Below are 20,239 nucleotides of genomic sequence, written 5' to 3'. Positions count from 1 at the left end.
CTCCGCGTGCCCGGGACCGGAGGCGCCGGTGTCTCACGCCGTCGCTCCCGTGCCGGGCCGGGTCCGGTGTCGTGCGGACATCTCGTGCCGTCACGCCACCCGGGAGGCACGTCACCGCGAAGCACTAAGGGACCAGCGGCACTTCCGTGACCTCAGCGTGCCGCCGCGCGGCGCAGGACCTCCGATGCGGCGCCACCGGTCCGGGGTATCCGGGGCGGCGCCTCGGACATGGCGAACGGCTCCGGTACGGAGCCGGCGCTGGGATGACGGCCGCCGCGTCCCTCACCGAGGACCTGCCAGCCGTCACGCGTCAGCGTGATGTACGCCCCGCAGCGCAACCCGTGCAGCGTGCAGGCGTCCCGCAGCCCCCACATCCACGCGCCGTCCTCCTCCGTCCAACGCGCCTCGCCGTCACGGCAGTAGAGCAGCACGGCGGTGCGCACCGGCGTGCGGCGCCGCAGGTCGTGCGGGATGACCCGGCGCAGTTGGGCCAGCAGCGCGTTGCGGAACATCCAACCGTCCGCGGGAGTGTCGCGCCGGGTGAACGAAGCGCTCGCCCGCAGGCGTTCGTCCGGGTCGAGCACGGCGACGACCGCGGTCGCGGGCCCGGGGCGATGCCGGGCGTGCAGCCCGCTGACGACCTCGCGCGGACTGCGCAGCAGCGGGATTCCCGCCGCGGCCCACTCCGCGGGTTCGAGCACGCGGCTGGCGGAAGCGGCGGGCGTCGACAACGATGCCGCCGAGGACGGAGCGAATCCGAAGGTCACGGTCCTCCCTTCGGCTACGCCCAGACTGCGGGCGGGGTCGGATTCGGGGGAGCGCGCACGCAGGAGCCCAACCTGATCGACGGGCGGGCCGTGCGGGTGCGGGCTTCAATTCTTCCTGTCGAACTTGGATGCGGCAACGAGCAATTGGGGCAGCACGGCGGTATCGGGCGATCTGCGGCTAATGTCCCACCCGTGCGACGCGCCGGTGCGATCAGCCCTGCACGGCCAGCACCAGGGGCAGCACGTCCTGGGCGCCGGCCCGGCGGAGCAGCCGCGCCGCTACGGCCAGGGTCCAGCCCGTCTCCGTGTAGTCGTCCACCAGGAGCACCGGGCCCTGCGCCTCCGCCAGAGCCGCGGCGAGGTCCGGCGGCACCATGAGCGCCCCGTCGAGGGCCTTCAGACGCTGTGCGCTGTTGCTTCTGGAGGCCGAAGGCGCCTCGTCCGTGCAGGCCACCGTGCCCAGCAGCGGCAGGCGTCCGACCTCCGCGATGCGCACACCCAGCGACTGGATCAGCCGGGGCCTGCTGCGGGAGCCGAGGGTGACCACCCCGACCGGCCGGGGCCGCGCGTCCGCGACCCCGGGAGCCCAGCCGCCCGGTCCCTTGGCCCAGTCGGCCAGCACTCCCACCACGGCCCGGGCCACATCGTCCGGCACGGGCCCGTCCGGCGACTGGGGCGCGAACAGGGGGCGCAGCCGGTTGCCCCAGCCGATGTCCGACAGGCGGCCCAACGCCCGGCCCGAAGCTGCCTGTTCACCGGCCGGAATACGCCCCTTGAGATCCATGCCGACGGCCGCGAGCCCGGTGGGCCACATCCGCCGGGGCTCCACCTCGACGCCCGCCCGGCCCAGGTCCACACGGGCAGCCTCCAGCGAGGCAGCGGAGGCGTCGGCGGTGTGGCGCGCTCCCGCGCAGTTGTCGCAGCGGCCGCAGGGCTTGGCGCCCTCGTCGTCCAACTGGCGCTGGAGGAACTCCATCCGGCAGCCCGTGGTCGTCGCGTACTCGCGCATCGCCTGCTGTTCGGCCTTGCGCTGGCGCGCCACCCACGCGTACCGCTCGGTGTCGTACGTCCACGGCTGTCCGGTCGCGATCCAGCCGCCCTTGACGCGCTTCACCGCCCCGTCCACGTCGAGCACCTTGAGCATCGTCTCCAGTCGGGAGCGGCGCAGCTCCACCAGGGGTTCGAGGGCCGGCAGCGACATGGGCCGCTCCGCGCGGGCGAGCACGTCCAGCGTGCGGCGCACCAACTCCTCCGAGGGGAAGGCCAGCGATGCGAAGTACTCCCAGATCGCCTCGTCCTCCTTGCCCGGCAGGAGCAGCACCTCGGCGTGCCGGACGCCGCGTCCGGCGCGCCCGACCTGCTGGTAGTAGGAGATGGGGGAGGAGGGTGAGCCCAGATGCACCACGAAGCCCAGGTCGGGCTTGTCGAAACCCATGCCGAGCGCGGACGTGGCGACCAGCGCCTTCACCTTGTTGGCGAGCAGGTCCTCCTCGGCCTGCTGGCGCTCGGCGTTCTCCGTCCTGCCGGTGTACGAGGCGACCGTGTGCCCGCGCTGCCTGAGGAAGGCCGTGACCTCCTCGGCGGCGGCCACGGTGAGGGTGTAGATGATTCCGGAGCCCGGGAGGTCGTCCAGGTGGTCGGCGAGCCAGGCCATCCGGTGCGCGGCGTCGGGCAGGTGCAGCGCGCTGAGGCTCAGGCTCTCCCGGTCCAGGGGCCCGCGCAGCACCAGGGCGTCCGACGAGCCACCGGTGCCGAGCTGCTCCGCGACGTCCGCGGTGACGCGCGCGTTGGCGGTGGCGGTGGTGGCGAGGACGGGAACGCCGGCCGGGAGCTCGCCGAGCATGGTGCGCAGGCGCCGGTAGTCGGGGCGGAAGTCGTGTCCCCAGTCGGAGATGCAGTGCGCCTCGTCGACCACGAGGAGGCCGGTGGCGGCGGACAGCTTGGGCAGCACCTGGTCGCGGAAGTCGGGGTTGTTCAGCCGCTCCGGGGACACGAGCAGCACGTCCACGGCACCCGAGGCGATCTCTCCCTGGATGGAGTCCCACTCCTCGCTGTTGGAGGAGTTGATGGTGCGGGCGTGGATGCCGGCTCTGGCCGCGGCCTCCACCTGGTTGCGCATGAGCGCCAGGAGCGGCGAGACGATCACGGTGGGGCCGCTGCCCTGCGACCGCAGCAGCGAGGTGGCCACGAAGTAGACCGCGGACTTGCCCCAGCCCGTGCGCTGGACGACCAGGGCGCGGCGCTTGTCGGCGACCAGCGCCTCGATCGCCCGCCACTGGTCCTCGCGCAGCCGGGCCTCGCCCGAGGGGTCCCCGACGAGGCGGGAGAGGACCGCGTCGGCGGCTTGCCGGAGTTCCGCGTTGTTCGTGTGCTCCATGGGTTCCATACAACAGGACGGCACTGACAAGTGGGCGACCGCGGGGGACGGGCACGGACTCGTACCGGCCCGACCGGGATGAACGGAGAGGGATGACATGTTCCTGATGCCACTTATCCACAGGTTGAAGCGGAATGTCGCACTCCGCGAGATCGTCTTCGCATGACGAACCACAGCGAGACGACCGGATCCTCCGAGAACAGCGACATCTTCGGGTCGGACGGCCCCGAAGAGTCCGGTACCCCGCAGCCGGACACAGCCGTGACCCGCACCGGAACCGCCGACAACCCGTCCGCCGCCTCCCGAACCGGCGACGGCGGGAGGGGCGGCAGTGCGGGCCCCGCGGACCTCACCTGCACCGCGTACGACAGCCACGGTGAGGGCGCACAGCAGGTCACCCTGCGCACCCCCGCCGAGCTGGCCGACGCCCTGCCCTACCTGCTCGGTTACCGCCCCGAGGACAGCATCGTGCTGGTCGCCCTGCACGACAAGGACGGACGGGGCCGGTTCGGTGGCCGCGCCCGCCTCGGCATCCCCGCCAGTGCGGACGACTGGCCCTCCGCCGCCCGGCAACTGGTCCACGGCCTGGTCAAGGGCAGCGAGCGCCGGGGTGCCAGGCCCGAGCAGATGGTCGTCTTCCTCTGCCTCGAGCCGCAGCAGGGCGAGACCGGCCGGCAGGTCAAGGAACGGCTGGGTCCCCTCGCCCACGCCCTCCGGCTGGAGTGCGGCGCCCTGGACATCCCGGTCGTGGAAGCTCTTTGCGTCTCGGACGGCCGCTTCTGGTCCTACTGCTGTGACGACGAGGGCTGCTGTCCGGCCGCGGGGACACCGATGGGCCTGCCCGGCACCTCGGTGCTGGCCGCCGCGGCCACCTATGCCGGGCTCCAGGTCCGCGGCACCCTGCGCGAGCTGCGCGCCAGGCTCCTGCCCTGGGAGCACTCCCGGGTCCTGGATCAGGAGGCGGCGCTGGACGCCGCCAGCATGGCGCTCGTCCCCAGGATCCTCGACGCGGAGGGCCGGCAGCAGGTGGCCCGGGAGACGTTGCGGCTGGCCGAGCGCATCATGGGCCGCCTCGCCGAGGCGCCGCCCGTCCCCGGCATGCTCCCGGCCGACCTGCGGGACGACGAACTGCTCGGGCACGACGAGGCCGCGACCCTGATCCTCGGCCTGCAGGATCGCACCACCCGGGACCGTGCCGCCGAATGGATGGAGGGCGACGCCGCGGCCCCGGCCCTGCGTCTGTGGCGGGCCCTGGCACGCCGCTGCGTCGGCCCCTACCGCGAACACGCGGCGGCGCCCCTCACGCTCGCCGGGTGGGTCGCCTGGTCGGCGGGCGACGAACTGGAAGCCAGGGAAGCACTCGCCATGGCGCTGGCAGCGGACCCCGACTACCTCTTCGCCCGGCTGCTGCACCAGGCGTGCAACGAGGGACTCGACCCCGAGTCGATCCGCCGCTGCCTGCGAGCGGAGCGCGAGGACGGCGGGCGGGCACCGGCTGGCGAACCCGCCACGGTCACGGATCAGGCCACGGGCACGGATGAGGCGGAGGCGGGCGGCCGTGAGCCGCTGGACACCGATCCGGCGCATCCCTGTCCGGGCGCGGTCCTCCCGCCCCGCCGACGCCGGGCACGTACGCCCGGCACCGGCGGCGGTGTCCGCCGCCGTGCGCGGACGGGGGCCGACCGGCCGGGCGGCCGCCTCCCTCATCCGCGTGCGTCGGCGGGAAGCACACACCCCGGGCGCGGTACGGCGGGAGGTTCGCGGCCGGGTGGGGCCGACAAGCACCGGGCACGACCCGGGGGCCCGCGCCCCGGTACAGCGGGTACGGGTGCCGGACGCCGACCGGGTGCCGGGCAGGGAGACGCACACGGCGACACTCGAGGAGGAGCGCAGGGAAGCGTGCCCGACAGCGCACCGGGAGGCGCGCAGACCGGCCGGCAGGACGGTGACGGAGTGGAGTGAGGCGAGCGCGAGGGCGGGCGCGACGCACCGCACGGTCCCTCGGCAGCCGCCGACCGCACCGTCAACCAGGCCCCGTTCGCCGCACGGACCGACAGCCCGCCCCCGCCGCGGCCCGGACGCGCCCGGTGGTCTGCGACCGGGGCCCAGCCCGGTGCCGCGCGGCTCCACCGGACCGGCCGGAACCGCACGGGCCCAGCCGCATGACCACGGCGAAAGCCGTGCGGAACCGAAGTGGATCAGTCATCGATACGACCGGCGAAGGGAGTGTTTATCGTCAGGCAGACGACTATGATCGCGGCATGCCCTACGACCCGTCAGCCTTTCCGCCCTTCGCCGTCACCGTGGACCTGGTCGTGCTGACCGTGCGCCGCCATGCCCTGTGCGCGCTGGCGGTACGCAGGGGCGAAGCACCGTTTCAGGGGCGCTGGGCGCTGCCCGGCGGTTTCGTGCGGGCCGACGAGGATCTGGCGCAGGCGGCGGCCCGGGAACTGGCCGAGGAAACCGGACTGCGGGTGCACGACCCCGCCGTCCCGGCCCAGGACAACGGCGCCCACCTGGAACAGCTCGCCACCTACGGCGACCCCGAGCGGGACCCCCGGATGCGCGTCGTCAGCGTCGCGCACCTCGCCCTCGCCCCCGACCTGCCCGCCCCACGGGCGGGCGGTGACGCCAGCAACGCCCGGTGGGCACCCGTCGAGGAACTGCTGCAACAAGGCGGGTACGGCAGGGACGGCGAACCAGTGGCGCCGCTCGCCTTCGACCACGCCCAGATCCTCTCGGACGGAGTGGAGCGGGCCCGCTCCAAGATCGAGTACTCGTCGCTGGCGACGGCGTTCTGCCCGCCCGAGTTCACCGTCGGCGAGCTGCGCCGTGTCTACGAGGCGGTCTGGGGTGTGGCGCTCGACCCGCGCAACTTCCACCGCAAGGTGACGGGGACGCCCGGCTTCCTCGTTCCCACGGGCGGCACGACCACGCGTCAGGGCGGCCGCCCCGCCCAGCTGTTCCGGGCCGGCGGCGCCACCCTGCTCAACCCGCCGATGCTCAGGCCCGAGGTCTGACACGGCACCCACCGCATCGACGCACGGTCCGGCAGGGCCCACACCCCCGGGCAGCGGGGCACGGATGCCCGAAAAACCCGATATGGCGCGCTATCTTGCTTCGGGTGATCCAGGCCATCGGACTGACCAGTAGCCCTCGCAAAGAGCTCCCGCCCGCCGTCGACGACGTCTCCTTCGAGGCGCACGCGGGCCGCGTCACCGCGTTGCTCGGAGCGCCGGGCGCCGGCAAGACGACGGTGCTCGACCTCATGCTCGAACTGCAACGCGGCCGCGGCATTACCTACTTCAGGGGGCGCCCCCTGCACCGCATCGCCCATCCCGCCCGCGAAGTGGGAGTGCTCCTGGGGGATGTGCCGGGGCATCCCGGCCGCACCGTCCGCGGCCACCTGCGCATGCTGTGCGCCGCCGCAGGTGTCCCGGCCCGCCGCGCCGACGAAGTCCTCGAAGCGGTAGGGCTCGTCAGCCTGCGCGACGAACGCCTCGGCACCCTGTCGCGGAGCATGGACCGCCGCCTGGGTCTGGCGTGCGCACTGCTCCCGGATCCGCACACCCTCGTGCTCGACGAGCCCGCGCGAGGGCTGCCCGCCGCAGAGAACCGGTGGCTGTACGGCATGCTCAGGGCGCACGCCGCCCAGGGCGGCACCGTCCTGTGCACGACGGCCGATCCGAAGGAGGCCGCACGCATCGCGGACCACGTGGTCACGCTGGAACAGGGGAAGGTGGTCGCCGACCAGGAGGCCGCGGACTTCGCGCGTACCCGGCTGCGGCCACGGGTCGCCGTCCGCAGCCCGCACGCCGCCCGCCTCTCCGCCCTGCTCGCGCAGGAGGCCCGTGCCGCACAGCGGTCCGTCGAGGTCGTACGGGAGAGCGGCAACCGGCTCTGCGTCTACGGCAGTACCTGCGCGGACGTCGGCGAGATCGCGTTCCGCAACGGCATCGTCGTACACCAACTGGCGGACGAGACAGGGGACATGGGGCCCGGCGCCGGGGCGACCGACCGGACCGCTGGCGAACGTGCGCCCTCGGCCGACGGGCCCAACGCGGCCGACAGCCCTGACCCGTCCGACGGCCCCGCCCTTGGCCAGGCCCCCGCTTCCGCCCGCGCCCCGGCCACCGCCCCCGCCCCCGCTTGCGCCGACGCTTCCGTTCCCGCCGACGAGGCGGCCCCTGCGGACGCCGAACCCTTGTCGCCCACTCCCCACCCACCCACGATCACCTCCGCGACCGACGCTCCCGAAGCCCCGGAGCGTTCCGCCGCCGAGGACACGCGCCCGGCCCCCCGCCTCCGCAGCCGGAACACGGGCCGCGCCGGATCCGGGCCGGAGCTGCCACCCGCCATCACCGTCCGCCCCGCAGCCAGGCCGCTGCGCCCCCTGCGCTACGAGATCCGCCGTGCTTCCGGCATCCGCACGGGGTACGCGGTCGGCGTGGGCGTGCTGGTGGTGTCCGCTGTCATGGCCGTACTGCTGGCGCGTGTCGGGCACACTCCGCAGCCGCGCCTGCTGGCCGCCTGGCCGAGGGAATTGCCGCTGCCGCCCGCGGCGCTCGGCGCCGGACTGCTCGGCGCGCTGGCCTTCGGCGACGAGTTCCGCCACCCCGCGCTGGCGGCGGACCGCGGCACCGTGCCCCGGCGGCTGGGGCTGTTGACCGCCAAACTCCTCGTCGCCTCCGCCACCGCGCTGCTGCTGGCCGTGCTGACCGTCGCGTGCGACGCCGAAGTGCTCTATCTGCTCTACGGACGGGAGATCGTGGAGGTTCCCGCCGACTGGCTTCCGCTGAGTGCCGGCTGGTTCGGACTCGTGACCGGCTGTGCCTGCGCCGGCGTCCTGGCCGCGGGTGTCTTCCGGTCCACCACCGCGGGTCTTGCCGCGGTCGTCGCCGTACCGCTCCTCGTCGTGCCCCTCGTGCGCGAAGTGACGGACGCGCCGTCCGTGCGCACTCCGGTGCCGCTGTCGGCGCGGTGGCGTGAGGGTGCGCCGCTGTGGTGGCCGTTCGGCGGCGAACGGCATCTGGACGCGGCGCTCCGGCTCGTGGCTCAACCCGTCGGTGGCGCCCTGGCGTTGTCGCTGGCGGTGCTGCTGTGCGCGTACCTGTTCACCGGGCTGCGGAGCAGAGTCCGATAACGACCGTCCGTGCGCACATCGGACCGCCCTTGCTCGCAACTCCCCACGAAAAGTGCATTTCTTTCCGATAAGGCGTCAATTGCGACGGGGTGAGCGATCACCCTTTCGTGTGCTTTTCACCAAAGACCTCAAGGGAGTTGGAAACGAAGCCGACAAAGGATGCGTGAGTACCCTTGCGCACACCATGATGACCGCCGCCCGCTCCGCAGACTCCGGCCTCGCGAACCCGGGCGAACTCGACCGCTACCCCTACGCCGAGGCGCCCGCCGCCGACCGCGTCGGGGCCCCTGCCTGGGAGGGCGCGGATCCGGAACTGGGCCGTGTGAGCCGGCGGGCCGGGGGCAGCCGCGGCCGCGGACTGCACGGCCAACTCGTTCAGCAATTGGGTCAGATGATCGTTTCGGGAGACCTGGGTGCCGACCGCCCGCTGGTGCCCGAGGAGATCGGCCAGCGTTTCGAGGTGTCCCGCACCGTGGTCCGCGAGTCGCTCCGCGTACTGGAGGCCAAGGGCCTGGTCAGCGCCCGCCCGAACGTCGGCACGCGCGTGCGCCCCGTCAGTGACTGGAATCTCCTCGACCCGGACATCATCGAGTGGCGGGCCTTCGGGCCGCAGCGCGACGACCAGCGCCGTGAGCTCAGCGAGCTCCGCTGGACGATCGAGCCGCTCGCCGCGCGCCTCGCGGCCGGGCACGGACGTGAGGACGTCCAGCAGCGCCTGTCCGACATGGTGGAGATCATGGGCCACGCGATGGGGCAGGGCGACGCGCTCACATTCGCCCGCGCGGACGCCGAGTTCCACTCCGTGCTCATCCAGATCGCCGGGAACCGGATGCTGGAGCACCTCTCCGGCATCGTGTCCGCGGCGCTCCAGGTCTCGGGCGGCCCGGCCACGGGCTGTGAGCGGCCGAACGAGACCTCGCTGGCGCACCACGGCCGGATCGTCGACGCCCTCGCCGCCGGCGACGGCGCGGCGGCCGAGACGGCCATGCGCCAACTGCTCACGGTCCACCCCGAGGTGGAACGCGTGGTGCCCGCTCCGCGCGAGCACTGACGGCGTTCCGCGGACGGCGCGGTCCGGCATGCCATCCACCTCCTGTGGCAGCGCCCGACCTGTGAGCCGTCCCTCGTCGGCCCCCGCGGGATCGTCGACGATCCCGCGGGGTCCGACGGCAAACAGGGCAGGGAGGCCGAAGCGCTGACCTCCTCGCCCCCTGGTGACAGGTTTTGTCCGTGTCTGACCGCTTCCGGGCGCTTACGGGGTGTGACTCGGGCCACGTGGATTGGGCGTAACGCTCCTGGGAAGAACGCGATGACCTAAGAGGTGACAGCCGCGGAAGGAATACGGACGCCGTTCACGGCGCTGTGCATCTTCCCGGCACCCGCCCGCGCCGTCGGCCCATCCCCAAGCCGGCGGTCGGCTCCTGTCCCCTGTGGACGGGGCCGGAAGCCGTTTTCCAACGTTCCGAGAGGTTGTTCGTGTCGGCCAGCACATCCCGTACGCTCCCGCCGGAGATCGCCGAGTCCGTCTCTGTCATGGCGCTCATTGAGCGGGGAAAGGCTGAGGGGCAGATCGCCGGCGATGACGTGCGTCGGGCCTTCGAAGCTGACCAGATTCCGGCCACTCAGTGGAAGAACGTACTGCGCAGCCTCAACCAGATCCTCGAGGAAGAGGGTGTGACGCTGATGGTCAGTGCCGCAGAGCCCAAGCGCACCCGAAAGAGCGTCGCAGCGAAGAGTCCCGCCAAGCGCACCGCCACCAAGACGGTCGCGGCCAAGACGGCGACCGCCCGGAAGGCCACCGCCACCGCCACGCCGGCGGCGCCCGCCACCGAACCAGCCGTCGAGGAGGAGGCACCCGCCAAGAAGGCGGCTGCCAAGAAGACCACCGCCAAGAAGGCGACCGCGAAGAAGACGGCGGCCAAGAAGACCACCGCCAAGAAGACCGCGGCCAAGAAGGACGACGCCGAGCTGGTCGACGAGGAGGTCCTCGAGGACGGCAAGGTCGCCGAGGAGCCCGAGGGCGCCGAGAACGCCGGCTTCGTGCTCTCCGACGAGGACGAGGACGACGCTCCCGCCCAGCAGGTCGCCGCCGCCGGTGCCACCGCCGACCCGGTCAAGGACTACCTGAAGCAGATCGGCAAGGTCCCCCTGCTCAACGCCGAGCAGGAGGTCGAGCTCGCCAAGCGCATCGAGGCCGGTCTGTTCGCCGAGGACAAGCTGGCCAACTCCGACAAGCTGGCCCCGAAGCTCAAGCGCGAGCTGGAGATCATCGCCGAGGACGGCCGCCGCGCCAAGAACCACCTCCTGGAGGCCAACCTCCGTCTGGTGGTCTCCCTGGCCAAGCGCTACACCGGCCGCGGCATGCTCTTCCTGGACCTCATCCAGGAGGGCAACCTCGGTCTGATCCGCGCGGTCGAGAAGTTCGACTACACCAAGGGCTACAAGTTCTCCACGTACGCCACCTGGTGGATCCGTCAGGCGATCACCCGCGCGATGGCCGACCAGGCCCGCACCATCCGCATCCCGGTGCACATGGTCGAGGTCATCAACAAGCTCGCGCGCGTGCAGCGCCAGATGCTCCAGGACCTGGGCCGCGAGCCCACCCCGGAGGAGCTGGCCAAGGAACTCGACATGACCCCCGAAAAGGTCATCGAGGTCCAGAAGTACGGCCGCGAGCCCATCTCCCTGCACACCCCGCTCGGCGAGGACGGCGACAGCGAGTTCGGCGACCTCATCGAGGACTCCGAGGCGGTCGTCCCGGCCGACGCGGTCAGCTTCACCCTCCTCCAGGAGCAGCTGCACTCGGTCCTGGACACCCTGTCGGAGCGCGAGGCGGGCGTCGTCTCCATGCGTTTCGGTCTCACCGACGGTCAGCCGAAGACCCTCGACGAGATCGGCAAGGTGTACGGCGTCACGCGTGAGCGCATCCGCCAGATCGAGTCCAAGACCATGTCGAAGCTGCGCCACCCGTCGCGTTCGCAGGTGCTGCGCGACTACCTCGACTAGGCCGGTACAGCGTCGGCGCCACGTCGCGCGCCCGGTGCCTGCAGGCCCGGTTCCCGTTCGCGGGGGCCGGGCCTTCGTGCTGTCGCGCGGGTGCGGGCCCGCGTCGGCTCGCTCACTGTGGGTGTCTCAGGTTCACCCCAGTGTGAGGAGCGTGCATGCGACGCCGTCTTGTCCGGGCCCTTGCCCTGCCGCTGGCACTCGTGGCCGCGGAGGCCGTCATACCACTGGCCTCGGCCGTTCCCGCAGCCGCCGACAGCATCGTCGTCGGCGGCTTCCCCGTCGACGTCTCGGACGGTCCGTGGACCGTGGCGCTGTCCAGCCGTGACCGGTTCGGCGGTACGCGGGCGGGCCAGTTCTGCGGAGGTGTGGCGGTCGGCCGGACCACCGTGCTCACCGCCGCCCACTGCATGGACAAGGAGGTGCTGGGGGCGCCGCCGGAGCGGATGCGCGACCTGAAGGTGATCACGGGGCGCACGGAGTTGCTCTCCGACCGCGGCCAGGAGATCGCCGTACGGGAGACCTGGGTGAATCCCGACTACGACGATGCGACAAAAGCCGGCGACTTCGCGGTGCTCACCCTGGCCGAGCCGCTCCCGTCGAGCTCGGTCATAGCCATGGCGGGAGCGGGGGATCCCGCTTACCGGGCCGGCACGGCCGCCCTGGTCTACGGGTGGGGGGACACCACGGGGTCCGGCACCTACGCCGGGAGCCTGCACGCGGCACGTGTGCGTGTGCAGCCGGACGCGCTGTGCGAGGGGGCCTACCCGGGCGGTTCCGAGGGCACCTACCGCGCCGAAACGATGTTGTGCGCCGGGGAGGTGCAAGGGGGCCGGGACGCCTGTCAGGGGGACAGCGGCGGACCGCTGGTCGCTCAGGGGCGGCTCATAGGGCTGGTGTCCTGGGGGGCGGGATGCGGCTGGGTGGGCAGCCCGGGCGTGTACACGCGCATCTCCGACCTCCTGCGGACCCTCGGGTGGGCGCAGGGCTGAGAACGGCTTGGGAGGCGGTTCTGGGGCTCCGGGGCGGCCCGTAGGGCAGCCCCCGGGCTCCGGGCTCCCCGGATGGGCCGATGGCCGGTCAGGGCTCGGCGAGTCCGTATGTGAGGGTCAGGGGCCCGCTGCGTGGACCCTCCCCGGGAGGCGCCTCTGGCCTGGCCCTTCCCGGCGAGGCCGGGTAGGCATGCGCGCGTGCGGATGTCAGGGGCTCATCGCGCGAGGTCAGCGACGTGTGCGCGTGAAGGATCGTGAACGGAGGGTCGGGTTCGTCTGCGGACCGGTGTCGGTGAGCGGGCCGGTGGCCGACGCGGAATCGGGCGGCCGCCTCCGTGCGGGAGGTGGCCGCCCGATCGCCGGCCGGTGCCGGGCTGCTCGTCGTCGGACGCGAGGTGTCAGCGCTCTTCTTCGGAAGCGGTCGCCGGAGGGGCGGTCAGCCGCTCCGTCTCGTCCTGTATCTCAGCGGCGATCTTCTTGAGTTCCGGCTCGAACTTGCGGCCGTGGTGGGCGCAGAAGAGCAGTTCTCCGCCGCTCAGCAGGACGACGCGCAGGTATGCCTGGGCGCCGCAGCGGTCGCAGCGATCGGCGGCCGTCAGCGGGCTCGCGGGGGTCAGAACAGTAGTCACGTCGCCTCTTCTCTAGCTCGACGAGCTGTCGTACCAGGGTCAACATCCAACCAGCCCCAAAACGTTCCCGCTCGTGGCTTCTCCTCGAAAAAATCTTTCCGAGGTGGGTGGCTGTTGCCGGTTGGCGGCGAATGTGCCGTAGTGCGTTTCTCTGTGTCGTACGGATTCGCGTCGTATCGGTGGTCGGGCCCTCCCGGCCGGGTTGCCGGTTGTTCATGAGGACGTGCCCGGAGCCTAAATGGTTCATGCCTGGAAGGGAACGTGATGTGTGCTTCACTCCATCGAGGGATCGAACAGGCATGCGACTCTCGACTAGGGTGAGCGGAGACGAGGGTGGCGTTACAACGGCTCTACCAGGCCTCGGTACCCTCTCACCGGTGACTGGAGCCACGCCCTTACCCATGAGGGCCCCACATGAAATTCAGCGAGGAGCGAACCGCGTGACCGCCGAGACGTCCGTGCCGTCCACAGCGCTGCTGGCAGGAGCAGACCGGGACGGTTCCAACTACACCGCGCGGCACCTGCTCGTCCTCGAGGGGCTCGAGGCCGTGCGGAAGCGCCCCGGTATGTACATCGGCTCGACGGACAGTCGCGGCCTGATGCACTGCCTCTGGGAGATCATCGACAACTCCGTCGACGAGGCCCTCGGCGGCTACTGCGACCACATCGAGGTGGTGCTGCACGACGACGGCTCGGTGGAGGTCCGGGACAACGGACGCGGCATCCCGGTCGACGTCGAGCCCAAGACCGGCCTCTCCGGCGTCGAGGTCGTCATGACCAAGCTGCACGCCGGCGGCAAGTTCGGCGGCGGCTCGTACGCCGCCTCCGGCGGTCTGCACGGCGTCGGCGCGTCCGTGGTCAACGCCCTCTCCGCCCGGCTGGACGTCGAGGTGGACCGCGGCGGGCACACCCACGCGATCAGCTTCCGGCGCGGTGTCCCCGGCGCCTTCGCCGCGCTCGGCGCCGACGCGAAGTTCGAGGCCGGGAACGGACTGCGCAAGACCAAGAAGATCCCCAAGACCCGCAGCGGCACCCGCGTGCGCTACTGGGCCGACCGGCAGATCTTCCTCAAGGACGCCAAGCTCTCCCTGGAGACGCTGCACCAGCGCGCCCGCCAGACCGCGTTCCTGGTACCCGGCCTGACCATCGTCGTCCGTGACGAGTACGGGCTCGGCGAGGGCGGCAGCAAGGGCGAGGAGTCCTTCCGCTTCGATGGCGGCATCAGCGAGTTCTGCGAGTTCCTGGCCACCGACAGGCCCGTCTGCGACACCCTCCGCTTCACCGGACAGGGCACCTTCAAGGAGACGGTGCCCGTCCTCGACGAGCACGGCCAGATGACGCCCACCGAGGTCACCCGCGAACTCGGCGTCGACGTGGCGATGCGCTGGGGAACCGGCTACGACACCACACTCCGGTCGTTCGTCAACATCATCGCCACGCCCAAGGGCGGCACCCATGTCGCCGGCTTCGAGCAGGCCGTCGCCAAGACGATGAACGAGGTGCTGCGCGCCAAGAAGATGCTGCGCGTGGCCGAGGACGACATCGTCAAGGACGACGCCCTGGAGGGCCTGACGGCGGTGGTCACGGTCCGCCTGGCCGAGCCGCAGTTCGAGGGCCAGACCAAGGAGGTCCTCGGCACCTCGGCGGCCCGCCGCATCGTGAACAACGTGATCTCCAAGGAACTCAAGGCGTTCCTGACCTCCACCAAGCGCGACGCCGCCCAGCAGGCCCGCGTCGTCATGGAGAAGGCCGTCGCCGCGGCCCGCACCCGCATCGCGGCCCGCCAGCACAAGGACGCGCAGCGCCGCAAGACGGCCCTGGAGTCCTCCTCGCTGCCCGCGAAGCTCGCCGACTGCCGCAGCGACGACGTCGACCGCAGCGAGCTGTTCATCGTCGAGGGCGACTCCGCGCTCGGCACGGCGAAGCTCGCGCGGAACTCCGAGTTCCAGGCGCTCCTGCCGATCCGCGGAAAGATCCTCAACGTTCAGAAGTCGTCCGTGACGGACATGCTGAAGAACGCCGAGTGCGGCGCGATCATCCAGGTCATAGGGGCCGGGTCGGGGCGCACCTTCGACATCGACACGGCCCGCTACGGCAAGATCATCATGATGACCGACGCCGATGTCGACGGCTCCCACATCCGCACGCTGCTGCTCACGCTGTTCCACCGCTACATGCGGCCCATGGTCGAGGCCGGCCGGGTCTTCGCGGCGGTGCCGCCGCTGCACCGGATCGAGATCGTCCAGCCGAAGAAGGGCCAGGACAAGTACGTCTACACGTACTCCGACCGGGAGCTGCGCGACAAGCTCATGGAGTTCCAGAGCAAGGGCATCCGGTACAAGGACTCGATCCAGCGCTACAAGGGCCTCGGCGAGATGGACGCCGACCAGCTGGCCGAGACCACCATGGACCCCCGCCACCGCACCCTGCGCCGGATCAACCTCACCGACCTGGAGGCCGCCGAGCAGGTCTTCGACCTCCTCATGGGCAACGACGTCGCTCCGCGCAAGGAGTTCATCTCCAGCTCCGCGGCCACGCTGGACCGGTCGCGCATCGACGCGTAGCGGCCGGGGCCGACGCGACCACCGCGCAGGACACGTCACCTGATGGAGTGAAGGGGAACGGGAAGAAGAGTCACGGATCTTCCCGTTCTGTCCATCCTTGGGCATGCAGCCAAGCAACTCGGGGGACGTGAGGTACGACGATCCCTGGTACGACGCCCTGGCCTCGGGCTGGGGCGAGTCGGCCGGCGGCGAAGTCCCGTCGGCGCGGCGGCGGGACGGTGCCGCGGCACCCGCCGACGTCTACCTGGAAGTCCAGCGCAGCGCGGCCTTCCAGGAGGTGCGCAGCCGCTACCGGCGGTTCGTGGTACCGGCGTTCACGGCCTTCTTCGCCTGGTACGTGGCGTACGTCGTGACCGCCACGAGCGCGCCGGACCTGATGGCACGGCCCGTCGCGGGCGCCGTGAACCTGGGAATGCTGGCGGGGCTCGGCCAGTTCCTCACCACCTTCCTGCTCACCTGGGCCTACGCGCGGCACGCACGGCTGCGCAGGGACCGGGCGGCGCTGGAACTGCGCTGGGACACCCAGGAGTTGACGCGGGGACGGGGCGGTGCGTCATGACGGCCGACCACCGGACCTCCGCGCTGCTGCTGTTCGGCGTGTTCGTCGCGATCACCCTGGCCATCACCACCTGGGCCGGCCGCCACCGGCGGGGCTCGGCCGAGGAGTTCTACGCCGGCGGCCGCCTCTTCACCCCGATGGAGAATGGTTTTGCCATCGCGGGCGACTACATGTCGGCCGCGTCCTTCCTCGGCATCTCCGGACTCATCGCACTCGTCGGCTACGACGGGATGCTGTACTCGGTGGGCTTCCTGGTGGCCTGGCTGGTCGTGCTGTTCCTGGTCGCCGAACTGGTCCGCAACTGCGGCAGGTTCACCCTCGCCGACGTGGTCGCGGCACGCATGCGGGAGCGGCCGGTGCGCATCGCCGCCGGCACCTCGTCGGTCACGGTGTCCGTGCTGTACCTGGTGGCGCAGATGGTGGGCGCGGGCAGCCTGGTCGCGCTGCTGCTCGGCGGCACCGGCGAGGCCGCACGCGCGTGGACCGTCGTGGGCGTCGGCGTACTCATGGTCGTCTACGTGTCGTTGGGAGGGATGCGCGCCACTACCTGGATCCAGATCGTCAAGGCGGTCCTGCTGCTCGGCGGCACGCTCACGCTGACCGTCCTGGTCCTGCTGCGCTTCCACGGCGACATCAACCGGCTGCTGCACACCGCGGCCGAACGCAGCGGACACGGCGAGGCGTTCCTGGCGCCCGGACTCGCCTACGGCGGTGACTGGACCGCGCGCTTCGACGTCATCAGCCTGGGGCTGGCGCTGGTGCTCGGAACGGCCGGACTGCCGCACATCCTGGCCCGGTTCTACACCGTGCCCACGGCCCGCGCGGCACGGCGCTCGGTGATCTGGGCGATCGGACTCATCGGCGGTTTCTACCTGATGACGATCGTGCTCGGCTTCGGCGCCGCCGCCGTCATCGGGCCGGACGCCGTCCGCGCCTCGCACGCCTCCGGCAACACGGCGGTGCCGCTGCTGGCGCTCGACCTCGGCGGCGGCACCGGCTCCACCGGCGGAACGGTCCTGTTCGCGATCGTCGCCGCGGTCGCCTTCGCCACCATCCTCGCCGTCGTCGCCGGGATCACACTCGCCTCCTCGGCATCCGTGGCCCACGACCTGTACGCCTCCCTGCGCCGCCGGCGCGGCGGACCGCGCAGCGAGGTCGCCGTGGCCCGGGTCGCCGCGGTGGGCATCGGGCTGCTCGCCATCGGCCTCGGACTGCTGGCCCGCGACCTCAACGTCGCCTTCCTGGTGGGCCTCGCCTTCGCCGTGGCCGCCTCCGCCAACCTGCCGGTGCTGCTGTACTCGCTGTTCTGGCGGGGCTTCACCACACGCGGTGCCGTGTGGTCGGTCTACGGCGGGCTGGTGCCGGCCGTGGCGCTGGTGGTGCTGTCCCCGGTGGTGTCGGGCAGCCCCGGATCCCTGCTCCCGCACGTCGACTTCCAGCTCTTCCCGCTGCAGAACCCCGGACTGGTCTCCATCCCGCTCGGCTTCCTCGCGGGCTGGCTCGGCACGGTCACCTCAGCCGAGGCCCCCGACGAGGCCCGGCACGCGGAGACCGAGGTGCGCTCACTGACCGGCGCCGGGGCCGTGTGACGCGACCGGCGGAGACGGTCCGCGCCGACATCCGTACGGGTGGGGGGCACGGTTCCTCCCCCGCCCCCATGGGCCGTGCCCTCAGACGCGGGTCGCCCACACATAACGGTGCTCCGGGCGGCCCGCGTCGCCGTACTTCAGGGTCAGCGTGGCCCGTCCCGTGCGCTCCAGGAGCTTCAGATAGCGCTGGGCGGTCTGGCGGCTCACCCCGGTGCGTTCGGCGATCTCCTGGGCCGACAGCGGGCCGTCGGCGTTCATCAGGGACTGCCGTACGAGTTCCGCGGTGGTGGGGGAGTGGCCCTTGGGCAGTTGCGGTTCGGCCGACGCCGACAGGACACCGAAGAGGCGGTCCACCTCCGCCTGCTCCGCCTCGCCGCCGCCGTCGAGGGCGCGCCGCAGCTCCGCGTACGCCTCCAGCTTGACCCGCAGGCCGGCGAAGGCGAACGGCTTGACCAGGTACTGCAGGGCGCCGTGCCGCATCGCCGCCTGCACGGTGGACACGTCGCGCGCCGCCGTCACCATGATCACGTCGGTCTGGTGGCCGCGCCGCCGCATCTCCTGGACGACCTCGAGGCCCGTCTCGTCCGGCAGGTAGTGGTCCATCAGCACGAGATCCAGCCGGGGCAGCCGCTCCAGGCAGCCGAGCGCCTCGGCCGCGTTGTGCGCCTCCGCCGCGACGTGGAAGCCGGGCACCTTCTCGACGTAGGCGGCGTTCACCCGCGCGACCCGCACGTCGTCGTCCACGACCAGGACCTCGATCATCGCGACTCCTCCTTGACGGTCCTCGGCTCCTCGTCGGCAGCCGCGACGGGCGCACCGGTGAGCGTAGGCTGCGCGCCGGGCTCGGTCAGCGCCTCGGGCAGGACCACCGTGAACTCCGCCCCGCCGCCCGGCGCCTCGCCCACCTTCGCGCTGCCTCCCTGCCGCTCGGCGAGCCGCCGCACCAGGGGCAGCCCGATGCCCCGCTCGCGATGCGCCGGCGACTCCTTGGTGGACCAGCCCTCCGTGAAGATCAACTCGCGCTGTTCCGGCGGAATTCCGGGACCGGTGTCACGCACCACGAGCACTGCCGTACGCCCCTCGGCGCGCGCCTCGACCTCCACGCGCGCGTGCGGTGTCCCGGCGACGGCGTCCACGGCGTTGTCCACCAGGTTCCCGACGACGGTGACGAGACCCCGGGGATCGATCAACCGGTCCGGCAGCCGGGTCCGGTCCGACACCCACAGCGCGACGCCGCGTTCCGCCGCGACGGTCGCCTTGCCCACCAGGAGCGCCGCGAGCAGCGGATCCCGGATCTTCTCGGTGACCTGCTCGGACGTGGCCCGGTGGTCGCCGACGACCTCGCCGACGAACTCCACGGCGTCGTCGTACAGCTCGAGCTCAAGCAGTCCCAGCAGCGTGTGCATGCGGTTCGCGTGCTCGTGGTCCTGCGCGCGCAGCGCGTCGATGAGTCCGCGGGTGGAGTCCAGTTCCCGACCGAGCCGGTCCAGCTCCGTACGGTCGCGCAGCGTCGCCACGGCGCCGCCGTCGTCGGTCGGCATGCGGTTGGCGACCAGGACACGCGGACCGCGGACGGTGAGCAGGTCCGTCCCGGCCACCCGCCCGGCCAGCACATCGGCGGTGCGTCCCGCGCCGAGCGCCTCGTCCGGGGAGCGCCCGACGGCCTCCTCGCCCAGCCCCAGCAGCCGCTGCGCCTCGTCGTTGAGGAGGCGGATGCGGCCGGTCCGGTCCAGCGCGACGACGCCCTCCCGGATACCGTGCAGCATCGCCTCGCGCTCCGCGAGCAGCGCCGCGATGTCCGAGAAGGCCAGGTCGCGGGTCTGCCGCTGGACGCGCCGGGAGATCAGCCAGGCCGCGAGCGCGCCGACGGCCAGCGCACCGCCGGCGTAGGCGAACAGGCCGGGGATCGCGTGGATCAGCCGGGCGCGGACACTGTCGTAGGCGATGCCGACCGAGACCGCGCCGACGATCTCGCCGTCGTGGTCACGCAGCGGTACCTTGCCCCGCGCGGAGCGGCCGAGGGTGCCCTCGTCGATCTCCATGACCTCGTGCCCGGCCAGTGCCTCCCCGGGGTCCGTCGAGACCTTCCCGCCGATCCGCTGCGGATCGGTGTGCGACCAGCGCACGCCCCGCCGGTCCAGCACCACGATGTACTCGGCACCGGTGGCCTCGCGGATCCGCTCCGCGTCCCGCTGCACGGGCCCGTCCGGCGTCGGTGCCGTGCTGCTGAGGTCGTGGGCGATCTGCGGCTGCTGTGCGGTGGTCTGGGCGATCGCGAGGGCGCGGCGCATCGCCTGGTCGTCCAGCTGGTCGCCGAGCGGCGCCAGGAACAGCCCGGTGGCGAGCACGGCGACTCCCGCGGCGATCGCCAGCTGCATCAGCAGGACCTGCGAGAACACCCGCCGCGGCAGGCCGAGGCGCAGGCGGCGTGCGGGGGCAGTGGAGCTCATACTCATGACGGTACGTGGGCGGGCGCGGGGCGCCGCAGGGGTGTGGCGGGGATCTCGCGCGCCGGGGCGTGCGCGGGCGGAGGCTGCCGGGACGGGCGGGCACGTCGCGCGGGCGGGCGGGTGGGGGTGCGCCTGCCCGGCCGGCGGTTCGCGGCGGGCCGCTGGT

14 protein-coding genes are annotated in these 20,239 nt (G+C 72.2%); 9 read left to right on the top strand and 5 right to left on the bottom strand.

Annotation, left to right across the window (positions count from 1 at the left end):
* Positions 1–152: 152 nt before the first annotated feature.
* Complete coding sequence (locus FGW31_RS08280; RefSeq protein WP_142192724.1) at positions 153–767, bottom strand: hypothetical protein; 615 nt, start codon at positions 765–767, stop codon at positions 153–155.
* Between the two features lie 211 nt (positions 768–978).
* Positions 979–3,144, bottom strand: coding sequence for a RecQ family ATP-dependent DNA helicase (locus FGW31_RS08275; RefSeq protein WP_142192723.1), 2,166 nt, complete (start codon positions 3,142–3,144; stop codon positions 979–981).
* 162 nt (positions 3,145–3,306) lie between these two features.
* On the opposite strand from FGW31_RS08275, the gene FGW31_RS08270 reads away from it, so the two are divergent.
* The 6 genes from FGW31_RS08270 to FGW31_RS08245 all read left to right on the top strand — a co-directional run bounded on the left by FGW31_RS08270 (position 3,307) and on the right by FGW31_RS08245 (position 12,282).
* Positions 3,307–5,106, top strand: coding sequence for a DUF4192 domain-containing protein (locus FGW31_RS08270; RefSeq protein WP_142192722.1), 1,800 nt, complete (start codon positions 3,307–3,309; stop codon positions 5,104–5,106).
* A 299-nt stretch (positions 5,107–5,405) separates the two neighbouring features.
* The gene (locus tag FGW31_RS08265) at positions 5,406–6,164 is read left to right on the top strand and encodes an NUDIX hydrolase (RefSeq protein WP_142192721.1); all 759 of its coding nucleotides are present in this window, start codon (positions 5,406–5,408) and stop codon (positions 6,162–6,164) included.
* 104 nt (positions 6,165–6,268) lie between these two features.
* On the top strand, positions 6,269–8,287 hold the full coding sequence (locus tag FGW31_RS08260) for an ABC transporter ATP-binding protein (protein ID WP_142192720.1): 2,019 nt from the start codon (positions 6,269–6,271) through the stop codon (positions 8,285–8,287).
* Between the two features lie 163 nt (positions 8,288–8,450).
* Positions 8,451–9,338 (top strand): FadR/GntR family transcriptional regulator, encoded by an 888-nt coding sequence (locus FGW31_RS08255; protein WP_142192719.1) that lies wholly within the window; start codon positions 8,451–8,453, stop codon positions 9,336–9,338.
* A gap of 425 nt (positions 9,339–9,763) precedes the next feature.
* The gene (locus FGW31_RS08250) at positions 9,764–11,293 is read left to right on the top strand and encodes an RNA polymerase sigma factor (protein ID WP_142192718.1); all 1,530 of its coding nucleotides are present in this window, start codon (positions 9,764–9,766) and stop codon (positions 11,291–11,293) included.
* Between the two features lie 155 nt (positions 11,294–11,448).
* Complete coding sequence (locus FGW31_RS08245; RefSeq protein WP_142192717.1) at positions 11,449–12,282, top strand: S1 family peptidase; 834 nt, start codon at positions 11,449–11,451, stop codon at positions 12,280–12,282.
* 398 nt (positions 12,283–12,680) lie between these two features.
* Here the strand turns inward: FGW31_RS08245 and FGW31_RS08240 are convergent, their stop codons facing one another.
* Positions 12,681–12,911, bottom strand: a complete 231-nt coding sequence (locus tag FGW31_RS08240) for a DUF7455 domain-containing protein (protein WP_142192716.1) — start codon at positions 12,909–12,911, stop codon at positions 12,681–12,683.
* A gap of 440 nt (positions 12,912–13,351) precedes the next feature.
* On the opposite strand from FGW31_RS08240, the gene FGW31_RS08235 reads away from it, so the two are divergent.
* From FGW31_RS08235 to FGW31_RS08225, 3 genes are all read left to right on the top strand, one after another.
* The gene (locus FGW31_RS08235) at positions 13,352–15,475 is read left to right on the top strand and encodes a DNA gyrase/topoisomerase IV subunit B (RefSeq protein ID WP_142192715.1); all 2,124 of its coding nucleotides are present in this window, start codon (positions 13,352–13,354) and stop codon (positions 15,473–15,475) included.
* A gap of 103 nt (positions 15,476–15,578) precedes the next feature.
* The gene (locus tag FGW31_RS08230; RefSeq protein ID WP_142192714.1) at positions 15,579–16,034 is read left to right on the top strand and encodes a DUF485 domain-containing protein; all 456 of its coding nucleotides are present in this window, start codon (positions 15,579–15,581) and stop codon (positions 16,032–16,034) included.
* Positions 16,031–17,623, top strand: a complete 1,593-nt coding sequence (locus FGW31_RS08225) for a solute symporter family protein (protein WP_142192713.1) — start codon at positions 16,031–16,033, stop codon at positions 17,621–17,623. Before FGW31_RS08230 ends, FGW31_RS08225 begins: the two co-directional genes overlap by 4 nt.
* Before the next feature lie 81 nt (positions 17,624–17,704).
* Here FGW31_RS08225 and FGW31_RS08220 read toward each other — a convergent pair whose 3' ends face one another.
* Both FGW31_RS08220 and FGW31_RS08215 read right to left on the bottom strand, forming a co-directional pair.
* Positions 17,705–18,385: a response regulator gene (locus FGW31_RS08220; RefSeq protein WP_142192712.1), complete on the bottom strand. Its 681-nt coding sequence runs from the start codon at positions 18,383–18,385 to the stop codon at positions 17,705–17,707.
* Entirely contained in the window at positions 18,382–20,073 is a 1,692-nt protein-coding gene (locus tag FGW31_RS08215) for a sensor histidine kinase (protein WP_142192711.1), read from the bottom strand. Before FGW31_RS08215 ends, FGW31_RS08220 begins: the two co-directional genes overlap by 4 nt.
* Between the last annotated feature and the right edge of the window lie 166 nt (positions 20,074–20,239).

The organism is Streptomyces calvus (genome assembly GCF_006782915.1).
Lineage (GTDB): Bacteria > Actinomycetota > Actinomycetes > Streptomycetales > Streptomycetaceae > Streptomyces > Streptomyces calvus.
This window is presented reverse-complemented; position numbering and strand designations above follow the sequence as displayed.